We start from the raw sequence: 20,834 nt of genomic DNA on the forward strand, positions 1-20,834 counted from the left end.
ATGCCGGCACTTAAAGAAGCAGTAGAAACTATTAAAGCTAGTGGATTAACTGGATTTAAAGTTATCGTTGGTGGTGCACCTGTAACTCCTGAATATGCAACTGAAATTGGCGCAGATGGTTATGCTCCTGATGCAGGTAGTGCTGCTGTAAAATCTAAAGAATTAGTAACAGCTTAAAAACCTAAATATAAGGAGGCATCGATATATGTTAACTAAGAGACAAAATTTAATAGAAACAATAAAAGGTGGTAATCCTGATAGATTTGTGAATCAATACGAATTTATGGAGTTGGTATTAGAATCTCGAATAGGAAAAAGTGTTCGACCAGGTCAAAAAATCGTAAATGACTGGGGTGTTACATTTAGCTGGCCAGAAGGCCAACTTGGAGGTTTCCCTGTACATGATAAAGAACATATTGTATTAAAAGATATTACAGAGTGGCGCAAGTATGTTAAAGCACCTCCTGTACCAACTTCTGATGAAGCTTGGGCACCAGCTATCGAACATGCAAATAAGATTGATCGCAATGAAGTATTTGTAGCTGCATTTGTTGCACCTGGTCTATTTGAAATGACCCATCACCTTATGAGTATGGAAGAAGCATTAATGGCATTCTATGAAGAACCTGAATCAATGCATGAACTAATTGATTATCTTGCTGAATATGAATTAGCATATGCTAAAGAAATGATCAATCGTATTCATCCTGATTGCATTTTTCATCACGATGATTGGGGTAGTCAAATTTCTTCATTCCTTTCACCTGAGATGTTTGAAGAATTCTTTGTACCAGCTTATAAAAAAATATATGGCTTCTATAAGGCTAATGGTGTTGAACTCATCGTTCATCATAGTGATACCTATGGAGTCAACCTAGTTCCTTCTATGATCGAAGTAGGCATAGATATTTGGCAGGGAGTTATGACTACTAACAACACTCCTGAACTTATAAAAGAATACGGTAGCCAAATAACATTCATGGGCGAAATTGATAGCGGTAAAGTTGATTTCCCTGAATGGACACCTGAAATAGTAGCTGAGCATGTGGAAAAAGCTTGTAAGTCATGTGGTAAGTTATATTTTATTCCAAACTTAACTCAAGGTTTGAATTTTAGCTCATTCCCAGGAGTATATGAAGAAACAAGTGCTGCAATTGATAGAATGAGTAAAGAAATGTTTTAATTAACACACTTAAATGGCTCTTTGTCAAATGGTGTTGGTGAAGAGAAAAACAAAGATTTATAATGACAGCTTAGGAATCATTTGATGATATGATCCTCCTTAAGTAGACAAGGTAAATAACCAAATCTACTTAAGGAGGTTTTTTATGTATCTGGTAGCACATATGCTGGTGTATATGATACTGTAAATGAAGAAATCTAAAGAGTAAGTAAGGAAATGTTTTGATTGCAATTGCTAATTAAACCTATCTAAAGTAAGCTGCAGTATCTTTAAGAAGTTTTTCTTCTAAGGGTACTGTTTTTTTGTGTTTCTATTTGAATATTAATATCCATATAATAGGGATATAAGGATGGTCAAAAAAATAACATCATAAGTGTATTTGGCTATTATTCAAGATTGAAGAGGGGGATTATAATGAACAAATGCAAGTATCCACGACTATTTACACCTATTACTCTGGGGAACACTTTATTCCGCAACCGTATTTTTGCTTCTCCTACTGGTTACCAGAATGTCAATGGAGATGGTTATCTAAATGATGGAGCTGCTGCGTATTATGAGAGGAAAGCAAGAGGTGGGGCTGCAAGCGTTGCTTCTTTTGAAGGAATTGTAGACGGTGAATTTGGAAAAGGAGGTTCTAGGCATATTTGTCTGGATACTCCAAATATTGATAGCAATCTGTCTAGAATTGCGCATAGCGTAAGTAGCTATGGATCAGTAGCATCTTTAGAACTTACCCATACTGGAATGTTTGCAAACCGAGACCTTGCATTTTTTGGGGCTACATCTCAGGGGATTGCTTATGGACCAGTAGAGTGTGAGTTAGGAGGTAGGATTATCCGCCCTATGGATGAAGATATAATAGATCGTACCATTAGGAAATTTGCAGCAGGGGCAGCCCTGGCTAAGAGATGCGGATTTGGAATGGTTACAGTACATGCAGGTCATGGTTGGTTGCTTCATCAGTTCCTATCCCCAAAGACGAACACAAGAACTGATAAATGGGGTGGTCCAGGCATTGAAAATCGAGCACGTCTTGTAGTAGCAGTATGTGACGCAATACGCAAGGAGGTTGGTCCAGGATTTCCTATTGAAATTCGGATCAGTGGTTCGGAGTGTTATAATGGTGGTTATGATTTAGATGATGGTATTGCTATAGCAAAACAATTAGATGGTCATGTGAATCTAATCCATGTGTCGGCAGGTAATCACGAAATAGAAGAAGTATTTGCAGTTACACATCCAAGTATGTTCCTTAGCGATGGTTGTAATGTTAAGTACGCTGCTGAAATAAAGAAACATGTAAAAACACCAGTAGCAACAATTGGTGCATTAAATGATCCACAATTAATGGAAGAAATAATTGCTTCAGGTAAAGCAGATGTTGTGGAGGTAGCACGTCAGCTTTTAGCAGATCCAGATTTCCCTAATAAGGTACGTAGTGGTAATGAAAATAAGGCTAAAAAGTGTATGCGATGTCTTTCATGTTTCTCAAGTGAATTGACAAATGGTGAACCTTACTGTGCTATCAATCCAGAAACTGGTCGAGAACTAGAAATGAAATACGATATTCCAACTGCTATAAAGAAAAAAGTTCTTGTAGTTGGTGGAGGTGTAGGCGGAATGCAGGCAGCTTTAACTTGTTCGCAAAGAGGTCATGATGTTATTCTTTGCGAAAAAAGCAGTCGTCTAGGGGGAGTTCTTCGATGTGAGGAAGATGTTGTATTTAAGAAACCTTTAGATTATTATCTAAATCAGCAGGCAAAAGCAGTATCCGACTCTAATATTGATTTGCGTCTTAATACAGAAGTAACTCCTGAATATGTAGAAAAACTAAATGTAGATGTTATTTTTGCAGCACTAGGAGCACAAGCTGTAAAACCTAAAATTCCAGGTATCGATGGTGAAAATGTAATGTCAGCACAAGATGCTTATACAGCAATTGATAAAATAGGAAATAAGGTTGTAATACTTGGTGCAGGTCTGGTAGGCATTGAATTAGGTTTACACTTGATTAGCAAGGGGAAGAAAGTTAAGATCATTGAAATGTTAGACCATATTAGTGATGGTGGTAATTTCCTACATATCTTAGGTTTGAAGGTAGAGATTAATAAGCGTGGACTAGATATAGATTTTAATACAAAGGCTAAAGAAATTTTAGAGGATGGAGTTATATGTGAATATGTAGATGGCCATAAGAAATTGGATGCAGATACTGTAATCTATGCAGTAGGCCAGAAACCTTTACGTGAAGAAGCCATATCAATGAATTTTTGTGCTCCAGAATTTTATCAGATTGGTGATTGCATTAATCCAAGAAATATAACAAGTGCCACAAGCGAGGCATTTATGATGTCAAGAAATATCGGTCGCTTTTAAAAATTTATAAATAAGTGATTCAAACTTACAAAAATAGCTCCAATCATTGGATTGGGGCTATTTTTTTACACTACTGTAACTACAAATAGGTAAAAAGTATTATTCATTTACATAATGAATATAAATATCGTTCATAGAGGATATAAGCTCTAAGTCTTTGGGAATTTTTATGTAGAGTAAACTCTCTCCATTAAATCCATGTCCAATATTGTCCATATGTGATTCACTAGTAAATTGGCTTATGGTGAACTCTTTCTTTAGTTTCGAAATTGTAATTTCAACAGTATCAGGCTCTTGTAATATCAAGGTGTTACCAGAAATTTTTGCATCTACAGAAGGGATTGTTTCTGTAAAATCTATATTATCAACGATCGTAGTATTTAAATAATTAGTTAATTCTATTACTTCGTCATTAGTATCTTTTTTTTCAACTACAATTGTAAGACTAAATTCTTCATCTTTATTAGCTGACACTTCAAGAGTATCGTCGGTATAATTAAAAGTAAACTTATCTCCAATTTTTATATTTTTGTCTATCATCCCTTCGTAGATGGCATCAAAAGATGTATTAGGTTGATATGACTCATGATTTTCTTTAAATTCCATATACTCATATTTCTCAGAAGGAATAAAAGCATATAGAATAATACCTACTAGCAGTAAAAAAACGTAACTAAATAAAATTGTATGTAAAATCTTTACTTTAAATATTTTTTTTCTTGGTTTTGCAGTATTGCCTTTAATCAAATGAAATGAAAGAAATAAAATAATGATAAATATAGTGATGTTTAGAAATGCTACCATAGAACTCATAATTATCTTACCTCCAATTTATTTGACATCAATGTAGCACAGGTAAATACAACTGCTACAATGGACAAAATTTTCAGGGTAAAAATAACAAACGAAGGTTCACTAAATAAAAATTCAAATAAATATGTTCTCAAGTCATAAAGACCTAAGGACTCAATAATAAATAATATTCCAAAAAAGCTTGCAGGTATGATAAATGTAAAAGATTTATGTAACTGAACTAATGTTCCAACTACATATCCTAAAGCACAAAAAAGTAAAACATAAAGAATTCCTGAGCCTATACCAATTATAATTTGCTTGGCATAATCAAATAGGCTCATGTCAGCTATAAAGTTAGTGCCACCAATATAATAAAGCACAGATTTTTGTAAAAATGTTGAAAGCATAGCTGTTATTCCAGCTATTATACTAGCCGTTAGTAAAAAAAGACCATTGGATATATTGCTGTTCACTCGATTTGTGACGAAGGAAAAATCGTCATTTCTATAATTTTTAGTTGTTAACTGTATTGCCGTAATAAATCCCCAAATCATCGTAAATACTATGACTATATCTACAGAAAAGTAGGTTATATTAATGTTCATTGTTGGAGTTCCTACTCCCATAGAATTAGCACCTGCAAAGGATAATAAAATTGAAATGACTTGTAATACTACAAGTGAAAAATATACATCGAGATAAGCCTTTGATTTATATTTATATTGTTTTTTAATGACAGATACAGTTGTCGGTTTAGCTAAAAACATCATCGATCCCTCCTTTGGTGTCGCTTGTTAAATATACACATAAGTCACTAGAATTAACTGGTGAAATATCAAGTCCTTCATGACGAGCATTGTCTAACTGTAGCAACACAGCTGAATTATTTTTAACAACAGCATATGTAGTTTCTGCCCCAAGGTCACTTCTATGAATTACTTCCTTGTTACGGATCCATTTTTCTAAAATCGTCCGTTTACCTTTGACACTTGTGGCATATTCTTTTAATTCTGATATAGGTATATGGAGGTGTAGTTGCCCATCCTTCATAAGTAGTACATCTTCAAGCAAATCTTCGACTTCATCCAAATGATGACTGGATAAGAGAATTGTACGTGGATAAGCAATATAATCTTTTAATAAAGCTCGATAAAAATCCTTTCTTACGGCCGCATCCATTCCCGTTGTTGGTTCATCAAAAATAGTTAATTGACATCTTGAAGAAAGTCCTAAAATCATATTAAAAGTACTCTTCATCCCTTTAGAAAGGTTACAGTGATATTGTGATGGATCGAGAGAGAAGTAATTAAATAGACCATCGGCAAGTGCCGTATTCCAATTTTCATAGAAATTACTAGCTGTTTTTAATATTTCTGCTAGAGTCAGTGAAGAAGGAAGAGTCATTTGGTCATCGATATAAATCGAGTTTGCAGATACCATGATATTATTAAAGGGTTTTTCATCAAATATCTTTACTTCACCACTTGTAGCCTCTAAAAAACCAGCGAGGATTTTTAAAATCGTTGTTTTACCTGCACCATTTCTACCAATTATGCCTGTGATTTTTTCGCCTTCTATAGTAAAAGATAAATTATTTAATGCTTTTTTTGAACGATAGTGTTTTGTCACGTCTTTACAGGTTATTACGCTCATATTTAATTTTTCCTCCTTCTTTTATTTGCTGTTTTAATCATGTTAAATAGATCCCACTCATCTACATTTAAACGTCCTGCCTCTAATACAATTTCGTCAATTAATTTTTGTAAGGTATGGGTTTTACGCTTATTAAGTATGAATTCTTGTGCAGTAGTAGATACAAACATACCTAAGCCTCTTTTTTTATATATGATGTTTTCGTCAACTAAAATATTTAGTCCCTTCGCAGCCGTAGCAGGATTAATGTTAAACATTTCGGCTAGTTGGTACTGAGAATATACTTTTTGATCACTATTAAGATCACCACGTAGTATTTCAGTTTCTATCCATTCTGATATTTGTATATAAATGGGTTTTGATCCATCAGTATTAAGAATCATATCCCGCCCCTTTCTTTATTTATAATTTAGATACACAGTGCACTACTCATGTAATGCAGTATACTAGTTTGTATGCAGAATTGCAATAGTTTTTTTAAAAGAATATTTTTTGAGCTGTTTTAAGAACAGTTTATAAAAATGTTTAAGTATATTCATTCTAAATTACATAATAATAATCTTACTATTTTAAATTAGTAAGTGGTAATGAGTATTGAATTTATAGAAAGAACTATAAAAGTGTAAATTCCAATATATGCTTAATAATTCATTTTACAAAAATTATGAAGTAACGATATAATGGATACATAGTATGTTTAGAATGGAGGAGTTTAATTGAAATTAGCGATTTTTGATTTTGACGGTACATTATTTCCTCAAGATACACTACCCTATTTACTGGCACAATGGAATAAACTAAACTATTCAAAAGCTCAATATATAAAGGTCTATGCTTCACTTATTATTTTGTATCTCAAATATAAGTTGGGCTTTAGTTCTAAGCTTTCACGGGAACAAATGAAGTTGATTGCTATGCAAAGATTTAACAATATTTTTGAAGGGATGACAGAAAATGAGTTTATAGAGTACTTTAGACTATGTTCAGATAGACTTAAAGGGCTGTTACATAAAACAGTTGTATCAGAAGTAAACGATGCTCGTATAAATGGATATCATACAGTTCTATTATCTGGTTCGTACGACTGTCTCCTGAAACATATTGGTGATTACCTTAATTTTGATACTGTCATTGGAACTAAAGTTCATTTTAATGATAATTTGTATGATTATAGAAAACAGCTAGAAGTTGTTAGTGGAAAATTAAAACTTAAGAAAATTCAGGAAGAGTTTAAAATAATTGATTGGAAAGATAGTCGAGCTTATGGAGACAGTTTTTCGGATATAGAGATACTTAAATCTGTAGGACAACCTATTGCAGTTAATCCCGACGCTAAATTAAAAACTATAGCAATTGAACTTGATTGGAGAATTATCTTTTAAAAACAAAAAAATTAGCTATTTAATTCGACAAAATAGACTTGTCAATACAGTTAATGTAATATGTAATAAAAAATAATAAAAACTGATAAAATTTATCCCGCATTAACAGGCACTAAGACTTTTAGTTGCTACAAGCCTCTCCAACCCTGATCGGGGAAATATCAATTCTAGTAATAGGGTAGTTGTTACTTAAATTTTATTTTAAAGATATAGGCGATATTACGTTTAATAATTTATGAATGTCTACATAGGGAATAATATATGGGTCAAACTGGAAGCCACTACAACTTTTTAATTCACATATGATAGCTTCAGTACTCAAAGCCTCACGATAAGGTCTAGATGAAATCATTGCATCAATAGCATCACAGATGCTAATAATTCTAGATCCAAGAGGAATTTTGTTTTTATTCAATCCATCAGGGTAACCGTCTCCATCCCATCTTTCATGATGAGATAACACAATTGTTGCAACTTCTTTGAGATCATTAGATTTGCTTAATATGTTATAACCTATGACAGGATGTTCTTTGATCTGCTCCCATTCGTGTTTAGTAAGTTTTCCACGTTTATTTAATATACGATCAGAAATACCAATCTTTCCTATATCATGGAGATGAGCAGCAATATGTATAGTCTCTAGTTCTAATCCTCTAATATTCAAAGTTGTAGATAATGCTAATGACATATCTGCAACTCGACTAGAATGTCCTTGTGTATAATGATCTTTTGCATCAAGTGCAGCTGTTAAGCATTCGATGGCATCGTGCAATATAATTTTTTCACATGGGTTATCCATTTAAAATCTCCTTATAAGTGATATTTACTATTAGATGATAATTGTTATTATATCATATATTGTAGTAAAGGTAATTATTGCCTACTTTATCCTCTGCAGATTATCCTCAACCCTTTGGGGTGACCGTCGTTGGCACTTGCTCATAGAAATCCTCTCATTTTTCGTGTTTGCATGAAAAATGAGAGGATTTCTATGAGCGAAGCATATAAAATGCAAGATGAATGTGGAGAGGGATATATGAAGCCTACGGGGATGGTATTCTGGAGTAAATTACAGTAATGTGATTTTATCCTAGTTTTCTAAATTCATTGGGTGTTAATCCAGTAGTACGTTTGAACAATACGGAAAAGCTAGAATGTTGTTTGTATCCCACTGCATTTGCCACCCTACTAATATCCCAGTCAGAGTTTAAGAGTATTTGCTTTGCCTTTTCAATACGGAGTGTTTGTATGCGCTCAGTAATCGTTATTCCGAAAGCTTGCTTGAATGCTCCTGTCAACTTATTTTGGCTCATACAGGCCATTTTCACTAGAGTATCTAAGGACACATGATTAGTGTAATGTTGGTTTAGATAAGTATAGATCTCATTTAAACTCTCCATTACCCATTCCGGAATATGAATACCCGTGGAATACATGGATTGATTTTCTTCCCATTGCATGATTAGTGAAATAATTTCTAACATTTTGCCTTCGTAATACATCTTGGCGGTCATGGTAGATGGTCGAGATGCACGAATTTGCTTCAGCACCATTTCCACCTCTGGAATCATGTCCACACCGTTTAATTTAGGTAGTATATTTTCTAATTCTTTAAAATTTTTTGAAAATCGATTTGGCAGGAATTTATTATAAAACTCCGGAAGTAAAGAAAGCCCTACGCTGTAAATTGGCGTATCTTTTTGTATTGTTTGATCATACCATTCTTCTTGCCTAGCATAACCAAGAAGGCTTTCTCTTTGTGAATGCAAACCGTCATATATTAGTTTTGAGGAAGCAGAGCTATAACTTCCCAAATTCAGAAATGCTGGATGTTCATATTGAAGTAAAAAATCTTCTTTGAATGTAAATTGATAAACACTTATAGCATACAGTGCCTCAACAGGATAAATCCAATAATAACCCGTTCCGATAGAAGAATCCAATTCATAGTACAGTCCGCAACGCTTGAAACTTGTTGGTGCTGTTGTTTCAAAAAAGCCTAATTTTGACAAATAAGGCAAGTAAAGTTGGTCCAGTATTGTTTGCATCTTTTAGCCTCCCTCTATTGCAAATTCACAAACTTCTTTTGCCATCTGTCATATACCTCGTGAATCAATTGACTGCACCTATAGAAGAATATAAAATCAAGTTAGTTATAACTAACTAATTATAGCATGCTTCTAGAAATTTTTAAAGTCAGTTCTCGCAAATTGTAATATCACAGAAAGGAAGGCTTTATTGATTAAATAATAATATTGATTCGTTGTTTTTATGCTCTACACTACTATATGCTTCAATAAAAAAGTTAATAATATCAAGGAGGAAAAATAATTGAAAAAATCAAAATTGATCCCCCGATTAATGAATCATGCAGGGAAATATAAATTTGCTATGATTCTGTCTTGGGTTTTTCCGGCTTTAGGCGGGATCGCCAGCTTAGGCCCTTATATCTGTATCTATTTTGTAGCACAGGAATTGTTGCTAGCTGGGAAGGATCTTACTTTACTGAATAGTGAGCTAATAACTCGCTATGGCTGGCTGGCAGTTAACCTGACTATGCTTTCGTTTATGTTGTACGGATTGGGATTGGTATTTTCGCATTTAACCGCATTTACTCTTATGGCGAATCTTAGAATTCAGTTGATACGGCATATTGGGGAGCTTCCGTTAGGATTCCATATTTTAAACCCCAGCGGAAAGCTTCGCAAAATTATTGAGAAAAATACTGAAAGTACTGAGAATTTTGTTGCACACCAGTTGCCAGATACGGTGCAAGCGATCATAACACCGATAGCCTTTCTTGTGAGTATGCTCTTTTTTGAATGGCGTCTGGCCTTGATTTGCCTAATCCCAATTGCTATAGGATTTTTTATATTAAGCTCCATGCTCAAGGGGGAGAGCAACGGTTTACTAGAGTATCAAAAAGCTCAGGTTGATATGAGTAATGCGGCTGTCGAATATGTACGGGGTATTTCGGTAGTTAAGGTCTTTGGACAAACTGTACACTCTTTCAAACGCTTTCACGATTCTATTATGGACTACAAAAAATTTGTAACACAATATGCACTGTCTATGGAAAAACCTATGAGCGGTTATATTGCTTCCGTTCATGGAATATTTTTTGTGCTGATTCCAGCCGGAATTGTTTTGTATAATCTGCTTAACAACCTACAAAATTTTATCCTGAGCTTTGTTTTTTTTATTGTATTTACCCCTTTGGTTGCCGTTATGCTGATGAAAATTATGTACAGTTCTTCGAATCAACTAATTACCACACAAGCGTTGGATACCATTGAGAATCTTTTAAATGAGAAGCCAATGTCACAACCTACACATCCACAAAGACCATCTTTCTATGATATTGTGTTTGATTCGGTCTCCTTTCAATACGAAAAGGATAGCGCAAAAGCCATTGATGATCTCTCCTTTACCGCAAAGGCGGGTACCGTCACAGCGTTAGTGGGTGCTTCGGGTGGGGGAAAGAGCACGGTCGCCAATCTAATCACTCGGTTTTGGGATGTGGATAGTGGAAGCATTTGCGTTGGGAGTGTGAATGTAAAGGAAATGAACTACAACGAGTGGATGAGCCAGGTCAGTTTTGTGTTTCAGGATGTAAATCTGTTTAAGATGAGTATTGCCGAGAATGTCGCTTTCAGTAAACCGGAGGCCACGGAGGAAAATATTTTAAATGCACTTCATCTAGCACAATGTGACGATATTCTGGCCAAGTTGCCTAATGGGATGCATACGGCAATTGGAGCAAAAGGAGTTTATCTTTCTGGTGGCGAAATGCAGCGGATCGCTTTGGCAAGGGCAATTTTAAAAGACGCTCCTGTTGTCATTTTGGATGAAGCTACTGCTTTTGCAGACCCGGAAAATGAATATAAAATTCAGAAAGCACTGGATGTTCTGATGCAGGGCAAGACTGTGCTGATGATAGCCCACCGCTTGTCGACCATTACGGGAGCCGATCAGATTTTGGTGATGGATAGTGGTAAGCTCATAGAGCAAGGCTCACATAAAAATTTGATAAAATCTGGTGGCGTTTACGCAGGCATGTATAGAGAATACCAGTCGGGCACGTCATGGAAAATAAGGGGTGAAGCACATGTTTAAAAATACATTTTCATTGACAGATAAGGGCTATGTAAATGTGATAAAGGGGATTTTGCTTACTGCACTGCACAATCTCAGCATTATGTTTCCCGTGGTATTGCTTCTTCTACTTGCATCAGATATGATTCAGAACTATCTTGGAGATAAAAAAGTGAGTATTTCCTTATTCCCATATTGGGGCGTGGCACTATTGTTGTTGCTGCTTATCTATTGGGTTTACCGCTGGACTTACAGGAAAACTTATGTAGCCGCTTATGAAGAAAGTGCGAATACTCGGATCTCACTGGCGGAAAAAATAAGGAGGTTGCCGCTTTCCTACTTTGGAAATAAGGATTTAAGCGATCTGACTAGTACATTAATGGATGACACTACAACTATGGAACATACATTGGCAACCGGAGTTTGCGAACTTTTCGGAGGCATTATTTCAAGTGCTGTCGTTTTACTCACCCTCTTCTTCTATGATTGGCGGATGAGCCTAAGCTTGTTTATTTGCTTGCCAGTGTCGTTGGCAGTACTGGCGATTTCTTACAAAGTCAGTTCCTCCTCCAACTGGAAAAACCGCCATGCCAAGCTAGGTGTAAGCGAAGCTATTCAGGAATATTTGGAAAATATTAAGCTAGTTCAAACCTCGCCCCAGAAGTATTCCTACCGAACGCAGGTAGAAAAGCGAATCAAAAAGGTTGTTCGTACCTCAATGATTTATGAATTGGTCATGGGTGTTTTCGTAAGCATCGCCTATAACATCCTACGCGTGGGTTTGGGACTGGTGGTGGTTACAGGATCCTATTTGATTACCCACGAAAAAATTGATTTAATTGGATTTTTGTTGTTTCTTTTTGTAGCGGCCCGTATCTATGATCCACTTACCACGGTTTTCTTTAAAATGGGAGAATTCTTTTATTCCCTTGTCAGTGCGTCAAGGATCCGAGAAATACAGGATTATCCAGTGCAGATAGGCGATTCGAATATAACACTTAACTCTTATGATATCACCTTTGACCATGTTTACTTTGCCTATAACACAGATACGGTCATTAGTGACGTTTCTTTTGTAGCAAAACAAGGGGAAATCACAGCCCTCGTCGGCCCCTCTGGTTGTGGTAAAAGTACGATGAGTAAGCTTGCATCTCGTTTTTGGGATGTAAGCAAGGGGAGAATTTTGATTGACGGCAAAAATATCAATGATATTGATCCCGAAACATTACTAGGTTATTTTTCTATCGTATTTCAGGATGTGGTACTTTTTAATGATACGATATACAACAATATAAAAATTGGAAAGAAGGATGCCACAGAAGAAGAAATCATCACGGCTGCCCGCATGGCACGGTGCGAGGATTTTATATATAAGCTCCCACATTCCTATGATACAGTCATAGGCGAAAATGGGAAAACCCTGTCCGGAGGAGAAAGGCAACGTATCTCCATCGCCAGAGCTTTTCTCAAGGACGCTCCTATTGTGCTTTTAGACGAAGCCACAGCTTCTCTCGACCCGGAAAATGAAACACTGATACAGGAAGCAATTGGGAAACTTATTCGGAATAAAACTGTGCTTATTATTGCCCATAGACTGCGTTCAATAGAGGATTGTGATAAAATTGTTGTCCTTAAGGCTGGAAAAGTGAAGGAAGTGGGGCGTCATCAAGAACTGATGGAATCAAACGGATTGTATCATCATCTGTTTGAATTGCAGAGGGAAAGCTCCGCATGGGGTGTTGGTAGTGTAAAACAAGTATGAGGAACATGACCTCTTGCAGCGTGGTATTTTCCTTTTTAGATTTTTGCAGATTCACATATTTCTTTTGCAATTTGTCATAAACAGGGCAAATCTATTGACCGATGAATCGTTCTACGTGATAATTAGCAATGCAGGTTAGTGTTGTCTAACTTAGGCGAATTTTGAAGTGGTTATGAAAAGGTTCTTTGATTTTTGCAACCACTTAGGAAGGAAGAGTTTTATTGACTCAACTAAGTAGACAAAGGGATACGACATTTTTAGGATTGTCTCCCAAGCATCAAATGATGATCACTATAACCAAATGGGAGGAATACTACTGTGATGAAAGTTGATACACGATGTGTACCAAGTGTGGCAAAATCTACAGATGCACTTTTAGTTGGTGATAGGCGAACGTTAGAGCCCAGAACAAAGCTTCTTATACTTCTTATTATAAATATAACTAGTTTTGTTCAGAGCAATGTGTTGTGTGAAACGATTTGCATTGCTATGATTATTTTCGCAATGCTGTATCATCGCAGCTATCGTTTGGCAATCAAAAATCTATTGCTTTTTATAGCGATGGCACTTCTGATTCTACTTACGCTACGGGTTGAAAATACGGTTGTGGGGATGCTATCGGTTGTACTGATTATGGCAAGGAAGATATTTCCTACATTTATGTTCGCTGCCCTACTTATGTCAACCACACAGGTAGGAGAGATGACGGCATCTCTCCAAACTATGCACACACCGCGCCAGATAACAATACCCATTGTAGTAATCATGCGTTTTTTCCCAACGATAAAAGAAGAAAGCAGGGGGGTTTTGGATGCGGCAAAGGTAAGGGGAATTCGCTTTACATTTTGGAATTTCCTAAGTGCACCAGGGAAAATGATGGAGTATATTATGGTTCCGCTAATGATGCAGCTTTCTGTTGTAGCTGAGGAATTATCTGCTGCGGCCGTTACAAGAGGAATTGACTCGGACAAGCAGAGGACATCTTTATATCAAACACGCTTTGGTATTGTAGATATTATTTTCATACTATTGTTCTCTGCCAATTTGATATTTGCTTTTATGGGAGGTGGAATATGGTGAGTAGCCCATTCGCTGTAAAAATGGAAAATGTGAACTTTAGATATTCAAGCTGTGCAGCAGAAGGTCTGCGTGACATAAACTTATCTGTGCGTCACGGTGAGTGTATTGTTTTGACTGGAGCAAGTGGTTGTGGTAAAACATCCCTCACTAGAATTGTGAATGGCTTGATTCCACATTTTTATGAAGGAGAGCTACGTGGTGACATCAGTATTGGTGGTAAAAACATCACAAGCTGGAAGCTGGATGAACTCTCTATGAAAGTAGGTTCCGTTTTTCAAAATCCCCGCAGTCAATTTTTTAATTTGGATACTACTAACGAGATTGCCTTTGGCTGTGAAAATTTAGGGATAAGTAGAGAGCAAATATTGCAACGCATCAACAAGACGGTAACAGATCTACATATTGAGAGGCTAATAAATCGTGACGTTTTTTCCCTCTCGGGAGGTGAAAAGCAGATGCTTGCCATCGCTTCTGCATACTCCTTGGGACCGGATATTTTTGTTTTAGATGAGCCGTCAGCAAATCTGGATGCCTTTGCGACCAATCAATTGCGAGAGGTCCTGGAAAAGTTAAAGGGAGAAGGAAAAACGATTCTGATTGCAGAACATCGTCTATATTATCTAGCAGACATCGCAGATCGCATCTTGTATATGGAAAAAGGGCGAATCGTGAAGGAGTGGAGTGTTAAAGAGTTTGGCGAAGTCAGTAAGGAACAGAGGACAGAATTGGGAATTCGCGCATGGAACTTATCACAAGTGAAAATTGAACATCATAGGAGCACAAGCAAGGAAGAAACAGGACTTTCTGTGGAACATCTCAGTGTGGCATATACTCCAAAATTGCCTATTTTGTGCGACATAAGCTGTACTATGCCAAGGAATAAAATAACTGCTGTAATTGGAAGAAACGGGCAGGGGAAATCCACTTTTGCCCGGTGTCTGTGCGGTCTTACCAAAGAAAACTCAGGGAAAGTCTCCTATGAGGGCAAGGAACTACCTTACAAGAAGCGGTGCGGCAAAAATTTTCTTGTCATGCAAAATCCTAGTTATCAGTTGTTCAGTGACAGCGTAATGGGAGAAGTGGAGCTATCCTTAAAAAGTGGGAAAAAAGGGGGGACCACCGAAGCATGGGATATATTGAGACTTTTATCCCTCGATGAATTTGTGGAACAACATCCTATGAGTTTATCAGGTGGACAAAAGCAACGGTTGGCCATTGCAGCTGGTATCGCACAAAATGCAGATGTAATAATTTTAGATGAACCGACCAGTGGATTAGATTATACGAATATGCTTCGTGTACATACACTTTTGGATCAAATTCAAGCAAGAGGAAAAGAAATTATTGTCATCACACATGATTATGAGTTTTTGGTCAATACCTGTGATTGCGTGATAGAGATTGAGGACGGTATCATCACCGATCAATATCAAATAAATACAGAAAATGAGAACAAGCTATTGCGTTTTTTTATGAACATATAAAAATTAAAGGAGAGATTAAGTTATGAATACCGAAGCTAAAAAAAAGGGGCTAGCAAGCAAAGATTTGATTAACATAGCTATTTTTACATTGCTTTATGCTATTTGCATGTTTCTGGTTGCAGGAATTGTGGGAATGATTCCTGCCGGGTTTATTTTCCACGGTGCAATAGCCGCCATACCGTGCGGCATTATTTACATGTACATGAGGGCAAAAACACCAAAAAAAAGCTCTGTCATTGTGCAGTCCATCTTATTTGCTATTATTTACTTTGTTATGGGTAATCCCATAACTGTGCCAATTGCGATTTTATTGGGAGGATTCCTTGCAGAGATCATCACGGCAACAGGAAATTACGTTAGTTTTTGGAGGAATTCCATTGGATTTGCTGTAACAACAGCAATTACTTGGCTAGGATTCATGGTAAATATGATTTTCCAAAAACAATACTATATGGAATACGCGACTGGAAGGGGATCTTCGGCATCATATGTAGAAAGTCTACTTGATCTCGCCAACGGGCCTATATTCTATGTCGCACTAGCCGTAACAATTATTTGTGCATTTTTAGGAGCACTTCTGGGGCGTAAATTACTCAAAAAGCATTTTGAAAAGGCAGGTATGGTTTAATATATTTAATATATTTTCGTATTATACATAGGTATTCTCATACAGCTATTGCCTTTTTAGGAGTAATTTGCTACACTTAAGTTAGAAAGTACTAACATTAAGAGTGAATCTAAATTGGTAGAGGAGTTGAATTCAGAATGATATCGTGCCTTGAAGATAAGGTTTTTTACGGAAATAACGTTGTTGTAATCAAAAGAGAAGAAGATTATGAAGTATACAGAATGGAAGATGAAAGTGGAGAAGGATATATGACTTGTTATCATGTATTGCCTGGTATTGATTTGATCTATAATGATTTTCATATGGAAAATTGCATTTCGCAGCTAAGACCTAATGTAGAGATGATTGGAATTGATCATTGTAGAGAAGGTCGTATTGAATGGGAATTTGAAAATGACTCCTATATGTACTTGCAGGAGGGTGACTTTCAAATTAATTCGAGAGAGCACCATGCTATAGGATTTGGGTTTCCTTTAAGACACTATCATGGGATTACAATTGCCATATACTTAGAAGAAGCATCAGGAATTCTATCTACTATTTTAGATGGTTTTTCTATAGATCTACAAGCTTTACGTACAAAGCTTTGTTCAGGTAAAACACCCTTTATTATACGTGGAGAAGACTCTATCGAACATATTTTTTCTGAGCTTTATACAGTATCTGATAAAATTCGAATGAACTATTTTAAAATAAAAGTGTTAGAACTTCTCTTGTTTCTAAGTGTGATAGATGTCCCTAGTACGTGTATAGAAAAACTGTATTTTTCTAAAGCTCAGGTTGATACCTTAAAGGCCATTATGAAGTACATGAGAGATCATTTAGAACATCATTTTACCTTAGAAGAGTTATCCTGTAAGTTTAAGATACCCTTGACTTCAATGAAAACTTGTTTTAAGTGTATTTATGGCACTTCTATTTATGCATATATGAGGGCATATCGTATGCAAAAAGCCGCCTTACTGCTACGTGAAACCAACGACAATATAATGACGATAGCTGGCAAAATGGGTTATGACAATTCAAGTAAATTTGCTAAAGCGTTTAAAGATGTCATGGGTGTACCTCCTTTTCAATATAGAAAAGTATCTGTATGAACAAATAATCTTTTCACGTACTAGAATAGCGGTATGTATCTAATCAAATCCCTCTTATCAATATTGAAAAAGCATATGTCTGAATGGATCGTATTTCGACTGAATGGAGTGGATTTCATTTTTTGTAAAAGATATACTCATACAATATTAACATGTGTTTATCTGTGTCGAAAGACGCTTTTATTTAGATGAAAATGTTAGAGTTTACTAACAGTATAAAGCAGGCTCTGTTAACGATGCTATGCGTATGCGAGGGGTTGGTTTTGGAACAGGAGTTTTTATGAAAACCCAATGGCTATGGTGGACTTGATTTACGTCATATGATAGAAGTCTCAAGTCATCTAAAACAACTACAAGAACAGAAAAAACTCTGTTCATTATTTCACATGATCTTGAACTAATCATGGCAAGTTGTACATATGTTTTGCATTTTGAAAAAGGTTGTATAATAGACAATTACCCACTTGATGAAGAAGGGGAAAAAAAGATATTATCATTTTTTACTTAGGAGGATTGTATGGATAACAAGTTAAAGACAAAAGATTTAATTAGCGCTGGTATATTTGGTGCCATGTATATCATTGTGATGGTGGCAACAGTAACTGTAGTTGGATTTATACCGATTACCTATATTTTTGCACCATTTTTTGCAGGAATCACATGTGGTACAGTCTATATGCTCTATATAATGAAGGTACCCAAAAGGGGAGCTATATTAATTTTATCTATTTTAGTTGGTTTGGTCATCTTATCAGGGACTTGGATATCTGGTGTATATGCTGTGATTTGTGGAATAATTGCAGAGATTTTGTTTGGAATGGGAAACTATAAATCAATGAAATTTGCTACTGCTAGTTTCTGTGCATTTGCTTGCACAACAGTTGGACCTTTTCTTGCAATCTTGATTGCAAAAGATTCTTTTCTTGCATCAGTTGTACAGTACTATGGTCAAGAATATGCGGATAAGTTGGATGCGCTTACGCCAAGTTGGATTATTCTAGTGCTCATTGCTTTGGGGATTATCGGTGGATTTATCGGTGCAACAATAGGTAAAAAGATATTAAAGAAGCATTTTGAAAAGGCGGGCGTCGTATAGTGGGGGATGCTTCATTTGGTTTTTCCAATAGACCATTCATCTGGATGGATCCTAGAAGCAAAATTGTTTTATTTATTGCTTCTAGCTTTACGTTAATGCGTGGAATATCAAAGGTGGTTTCAGAGATCATATTTTTTGTCTTTATATCGCTATTGCTCTTTAACGGCAAACAAATAAACTATACGATAAAAATGATTGTGACATTTGCTATTATGATGTACGTGGATATCAATGTTGCTTCAATGTTTAGTGGTACACTAGGAGTTTTGTTATTAACAGTAAGCAGAGTGTTCCGTATATTTCTTCCCATTGTAATGTCCTTGACATTAATTGTAAGGACGACAACTGTTAGTGAATTTATTGCAGCATTTGAGAAAATGCATATCACAAAAAAAATAGTGATCCCATTTTCAGTAATGTTTCGATTTTTTCCCACCATAAAGGAACAATGGGTATCGATCCAAAATGCTATGAAGTTCAGAGGAATTCATATATCTATTAGAACAGTAGTTTGTCAGCCTATGTTGACTATGGAATATGTTATGGTGCCACTTCTTATGTCAGCAGTTAAAATTTCAGATGAACTTTCAGCAGCATCTCTTTCTAGAGGCCTTGGGGGAGATAAAAAACGTTCTTGCATAACCAAGGTTGTTTTTGGTTATCTAGATTATTTTGTAGTACTAATTAGTATTGGATTTATGGCTTATTCCATGATGAATTGAGGAGGAAGCAATGATAAAACTAGAAAATGTAATATTTATGTATGGAGAAAAGGGAACGAAAGATAAAGGCGTTGTCGGCGTTAATCTCAATATACAAAAGGGAGAGTGTATTGTTTTATGCGGAAAGAGTGGATGTGGTAAAACTACAATTACACGATTAATCAATGGATTAATACCTCATTTTTACCAAGGAAGGTTAATGGGAAGTATTACTATTGATGGCAAGGATATATCTAATCAGCCTATTTCAAAGACCGCAGAGTTGGTAGGTTCGGTGTTTCAAAATCCAGGTTCTCAGTTCTTTAATGTTGATACCACAAGCGAGTTAGCATTTGGATGTGAAAATCAGGGTATGGTAGTAGAGGACATATTAGAACGGGTAGAAGAGACGAAGCAGTTATTTGATTTAGATCGGTTAATGAATCGCAGCATCTTTGAACTATCCGGTGGAGAAAAACAACGAATAGCCTGTGGGTCAATTTATGCAACGAAACCAGAGATTTTTGTTTTAGATGAACCATCTTCTAATTTAGATTCAAGGTCTATTGAAAACCTTAGAAAAATCATTGCTAAATTAAAACAACAGGGTAAAACCATAATTGTTTCCGAACATCGCTTATATTATCTGAAAGAATTAGCGGATAGGTATATTTATATGGAAGATGGAGTAATCAAGAAGGAAATAAACGCACAGGAGTTGAATGCTTTACATGGTAATGAAATTGCAGCCATGGGACTTAGAACACTTGATTTGAACCAGATTGAAGCTGAAATAAAAATCATACAAAGTACAGGCGACAAATTAGAGATTAAGAAACTGAACTGTAAGCGTGGAAAAAATACCATTCTTGATATTGTAGATTTAACCATATCACATGGAGAGATAATTGCTGTTGTTGGAGACAATGGCGCAGGAAAGTCTACTTTTGCAAACTGCCTTTGTGGGGTGATGAAGCATGAAGGGAATTATTTCATGGGAACTGAGAAGTTAAATAATAAGAAGCGAACGGCCAAAAGCTATATGGTTATGCAGGATGTGAATCATCAGCTATTTACAGAAAGTGTTACTGAGGAGGTTATCCTAAATCAAAACAGGGAAGTTTTAGATCACCTAGACGAACTATTACATAGTTTAAATCTCTTAGACGAAAAAGATACACATCCTATGGCGTTATCAGGTGGTCAAAAGCAAAGAGTGGCAATCGCCAGTGCTATTTGTGCCAATAAGGATATTCTAATTTATGATGAGCCTACTAGTGGACTTGATTACACAAATATGACAAAAATCTGTAAGTTGATTAAAAGAATGTCCCATGATATTTCTGCTACGATAATCATAACCCATGACTTAGAATTTATCTTAGGTTGCTGTACCAGAGTATTACATTTAGCAAAGGGTAAGGTAGAGGATTACTATCCATTAGATAAAGAGGGGATTGAAAAAGTAAAAGAATATTTTATTGAAGGGAGAGGTTAAA

General features: G+C 35.9%; 19 protein-coding genes and 1 pseudogene. 13 read left to right on the forward strand and 7 right to left on the reverse strand.

Translation table 11 applies throughout. The annotated features are described in order from the left end of the window. The 3 genes and pseudogenes from GC105_RS17260 to GC105_RS11750 form a co-directional block, all read left to right on the forward strand. A pseudogene (locus GC105_RS17260) lies at window positions 1–177 on the forward strand (cobalamin-binding protein); the annotation flags it as partial. Between the two features lie 28 nt (window positions 178–205). Next, window positions 206–1,183 (forward strand): uroporphyrinogen decarboxylase family protein, encoded by a 978-nt coding sequence (locus GC105_RS11745; protein ID WP_152805004.1) that lies wholly within the window; start codon window positions 206–208, stop codon window positions 1,181–1,183. 414 nt (window positions 1,184–1,597) lie between these two features. Then, on the forward strand, window positions 1,598–3,562 hold the full coding sequence (locus tag GC105_RS11750; RefSeq protein WP_152805006.1) for an oxidoreductase: 1,965 nt from the start codon (window positions 1,598–1,600) through the stop codon (window positions 3,560–3,562). 99 nt (window positions 3,563–3,661) lie between these two features. On the opposite strand, the gene GC105_RS11755 is transcribed toward GC105_RS11750, so the two are convergent. From GC105_RS11755 to GC105_RS11770, 4 genes are read right to left on the reverse strand one after another with little or no spacing between them, the layout of a single operon-like run. Then, window positions 3,662–4,375, reverse strand: a complete 714-nt coding sequence (locus tag GC105_RS11755; protein WP_152805008.1) for a hypothetical protein — start codon at window positions 4,373–4,375, stop codon at window positions 3,662–3,664. Between the two features lie 2 nt (window positions 4,376–4,377). Further along, window positions 4,378–5,124 carry a hypothetical protein gene (locus tag GC105_RS11760; protein WP_152805010.1) on the reverse strand — a complete coding sequence of 249 codons (747 nt, stop codon included), beginning with the start codon at window positions 5,122–5,124 and terminating at the stop codon, window positions 4,378–4,380. Then, on the reverse strand, window positions 5,111–6,010 hold the full coding sequence (locus GC105_RS11765) for an ABC transporter ATP-binding protein (protein WP_152805012.1): 900 nt from the start codon (window positions 6,008–6,010) through the stop codon (window positions 5,111–5,113). The genes GC105_RS11760 and GC105_RS11765 overlap by 14 nt, the downstream gene beginning before the upstream one ends. Window positions 6,011–6,012: 2 nt before the next feature. After that, window positions 6,013–6,393, reverse strand: coding sequence for a GntR family transcriptional regulator (locus tag GC105_RS11770; protein WP_152805014.1), 381 nt, complete (start codon window positions 6,391–6,393; stop codon window positions 6,013–6,015). Between the two features lie 333 nt (window positions 6,394–6,726). Here GC105_RS11770 and GC105_RS11775 point away from each other — a divergent pair, with 333 nt between their 5' ends. Further along, a complete protein-coding gene (locus tag GC105_RS11775; protein ID WP_152805016.1) occupies window positions 6,727–7,392 on the forward strand; it encodes an HAD family hydrolase in 666 nt (221 codons plus the stop codon). 196 nt (window positions 7,393–7,588) lie between these two features. Here GC105_RS11775 and GC105_RS11780 read toward each other — a convergent pair whose 3' ends face one another. Both GC105_RS11780 and GC105_RS11785 read right to left on the reverse strand, forming a co-directional pair. Further along, window positions 7,589–8,191 carry an HD-GYP domain-containing protein gene (locus tag GC105_RS11780; protein ID WP_152805018.1) on the reverse strand — a complete coding sequence of 201 codons (603 nt, stop codon included), beginning with the start codon at window positions 8,189–8,191 and terminating at the stop codon, window positions 7,589–7,591. 286 nt (window positions 8,192–8,477) lie between these two features. Beyond that, window positions 8,478–9,440 carry a helix-turn-helix domain-containing protein gene (locus tag GC105_RS11785; protein WP_152805020.1) on the reverse strand — a complete coding sequence of 321 codons (963 nt, stop codon included), beginning with the start codon at window positions 9,438–9,440 and terminating at the stop codon, window positions 8,478–8,480. A 283-nt stretch (window positions 9,441–9,723) separates the two neighbouring features. On the opposite strand from GC105_RS11785, the gene GC105_RS11790 reads away from it, so the two are divergent. The 6 genes from GC105_RS11790 (at window position 9,724) to GC105_RS11815 (ending at window position 17,538) form a co-directional block, all read left to right on the forward strand. Continuing rightward, window positions 9,724–11,508 (forward strand): ABC transporter ATP-binding protein, encoded by a 1,785-nt coding sequence (locus GC105_RS11790; RefSeq protein ID WP_152805022.1) that lies wholly within the window; start codon window positions 9,724–9,726, stop codon window positions 11,506–11,508. Then, on the forward strand, window positions 11,501–13,249 hold the full coding sequence (locus GC105_RS11795; RefSeq protein ID WP_152805024.1) for an ABC transporter ATP-binding protein: 1,749 nt from the start codon (window positions 11,501–11,503) through the stop codon (window positions 13,247–13,249). The genes GC105_RS11790 and GC105_RS11795 overlap by 8 nt, the downstream gene beginning before the upstream one ends. Window positions 13,250–13,570: 321 nt before the next feature. Further along, window positions 13,571–14,329, forward strand: coding sequence for an energy-coupling factor transporter transmembrane component T (locus GC105_RS11800; RefSeq protein WP_246169829.1), 759 nt, complete (start codon window positions 13,571–13,573; stop codon window positions 14,327–14,329). Further along, a complete protein-coding gene (locus GC105_RS11805; protein WP_152805028.1) occupies window positions 14,323–15,813 on the forward strand; it encodes an ABC transporter ATP-binding protein in 1,491 nt (496 codons plus the stop codon). The genes GC105_RS11800 and GC105_RS11805 overlap by 7 nt, the downstream gene beginning before the upstream one ends. Before the next feature lie 22 nt (window positions 15,814–15,835). Beyond that, window positions 15,836–16,441 (forward strand): MptD family putative ECF transporter S component, encoded by a 606-nt coding sequence (locus tag GC105_RS11810; RefSeq protein WP_152805030.1) that lies wholly within the window; start codon window positions 15,836–15,838, stop codon window positions 16,439–16,441. A 137-nt stretch (window positions 16,442–16,578) separates the two neighbouring features. Next, complete coding sequence (locus GC105_RS11815) at window positions 16,579–17,538, forward strand: helix-turn-helix domain-containing protein (protein WP_152805032.1); 960 nt, start codon at window positions 16,579–16,581, stop codon at window positions 17,536–17,538. Window positions 17,539–17,745: 207 nt separating this feature from the next. On the opposite strand, the gene GC105_RS11820 is transcribed toward GC105_RS11815, so the two are convergent. After that, on the reverse strand, window positions 17,746–17,994 hold the full coding sequence (locus GC105_RS11820; RefSeq protein ID WP_152805034.1) for a hypothetical protein: 249 nt from the start codon (window positions 17,992–17,994) through the stop codon (window positions 17,746–17,748). Between the two features lie 61 nt (window positions 17,995–18,055). Here GC105_RS11820 and GC105_RS11825 point away from each other — a divergent pair, with 61 nt between their 5' ends. The 3 genes from GC105_RS11825 to GC105_RS11835 are packed head-to-tail and all read left to right on the forward strand — an operon-like array spanning window position 18,056 to window position 20,833. Further along, window positions 18,056–18,634: an MptD family putative ECF transporter S component gene (locus tag GC105_RS11825; protein WP_152805035.1), complete on the forward strand. Its 579-nt coding sequence runs from the start codon at window positions 18,056–18,058 to the stop codon at window positions 18,632–18,634. Next, window positions 18,634–19,356 carry a CbiQ family ECF transporter T component gene (locus GC105_RS11830; protein ID WP_152805038.1) on the forward strand — a complete coding sequence of 241 codons (723 nt, stop codon included), beginning with the start codon at window positions 18,634–18,636 and terminating at the stop codon, window positions 19,354–19,356. Before GC105_RS11825 ends, GC105_RS11830 begins: the two co-directional genes overlap by 1 nt. A 10-nt stretch (window positions 19,357–19,366) precedes the next feature. Further along, window positions 19,367–20,833, forward strand: a complete 1,467-nt coding sequence (locus GC105_RS11835) for an ABC transporter ATP-binding protein (protein WP_152805040.1) — start codon at window positions 19,367–19,369, stop codon at window positions 20,831–20,833. The last annotated feature ends 1 nt before the right edge of the window (window position 20,834 follow it).

Source organism: Alkalibaculum sporogenes (genome assembly GCF_009362815.1).
Lineage (GTDB): Bacteria > Bacillota > Clostridia > Eubacteriales > Alkalibacteraceae > Alkalibaculum_A > Alkalibaculum_A sporogenes.

What these genes read in the sequence shown, in the direction of transcription:
- GC105_RS11745 (WP_152805004.1), top strand. Translation starts at nt 206, where the DNA reads ATGTTAACTAAGAGACAAAATTTAATAGAAACAATAAAAGGTGGTAAT.
- GC105_RS11750 (WP_152805006.1), top strand. Translation starts at nt 1,598, where the DNA reads ATGAACAAATGCAAGTATCCACGACTATTTACACCTATTACTCTGGGG.
- GC105_RS11755 (WP_152805008.1), bottom strand. Translation starts at nt 4,375, where the DNA reads ATGAGTTCTATGGTAGCATTTCTAAACATCACTATATTTATCATTATT.
- GC105_RS11760 (WP_152805010.1), bottom strand. Translation starts at nt 5,124, where the DNA reads ATGTTTTTAGCTAAACCGACAACTGTATCTGTCATTAAAAAACAATAT.
- GC105_RS11765 (WP_152805012.1), bottom strand. Translation starts at nt 6,010, where the DNA reads ATGAGCGTAATAACCTGTAAAGACGTGACAAAACACTATCGTTCAAAA.
- GC105_RS11770 (WP_152805014.1), bottom strand. Translation starts at nt 6,393, where the DNA reads ATGATTCTTAATACTGATGGATCAAAACCCATTTATATACAAATATCA.
- GC105_RS11780 (WP_152805018.1), bottom strand. Translation starts at nt 8,191, where the DNA reads ATGGATAACCCATGTGAAAAAATTATATTGCACGATGCCATCGAATGC.
- GC105_RS11785 (WP_152805020.1), bottom strand. Translation starts at nt 9,440, where the DNA reads ATGCAAACAATACTGGACCAACTTTACTTGCCTTATTTGTCAAAATTA.
- GC105_RS11795 (WP_152805024.1), top strand. Translation starts at nt 11,501, where the DNA reads ATGTTTAAAAATACATTTTCATTGACAGATAAGGGCTATGTAAATGTG.
- GC105_RS11800 (WP_246169829.1), top strand. Translation starts at nt 13,571, where the DNA reads ATGAAAGTTGATACACGATGTGTACCAAGTGTGGCAAAATCTACAGAT.
- GC105_RS11805 (WP_152805028.1), top strand. Translation starts at nt 14,323, where the DNA reads ATGGTGAGTAGCCCATTCGCTGTAAAAATGGAAAATGTGAACTTTAGA.
- GC105_RS11810 (WP_152805030.1), top strand. Translation starts at nt 15,836, where the DNA reads ATGAATACCGAAGCTAAAAAAAAGGGGCTAGCAAGCAAAGATTTGATT.
- GC105_RS11815 (WP_152805032.1), top strand. Translation starts at nt 16,579, where the DNA reads ATGATATCGTGCCTTGAAGATAAGGTTTTTTACGGAAATAACGTTGTT.
- GC105_RS11825 (WP_152805035.1), top strand. Translation starts at nt 18,056, where the DNA reads ATGGATAACAAGTTAAAGACAAAAGATTTAATTAGCGCTGGTATATTT.
- GC105_RS11835 (WP_152805040.1), top strand. Translation starts at nt 19,367, where the DNA reads ATGATAAAACTAGAAAATGTAATATTTATGTATGGAGAAAAGGGAACG.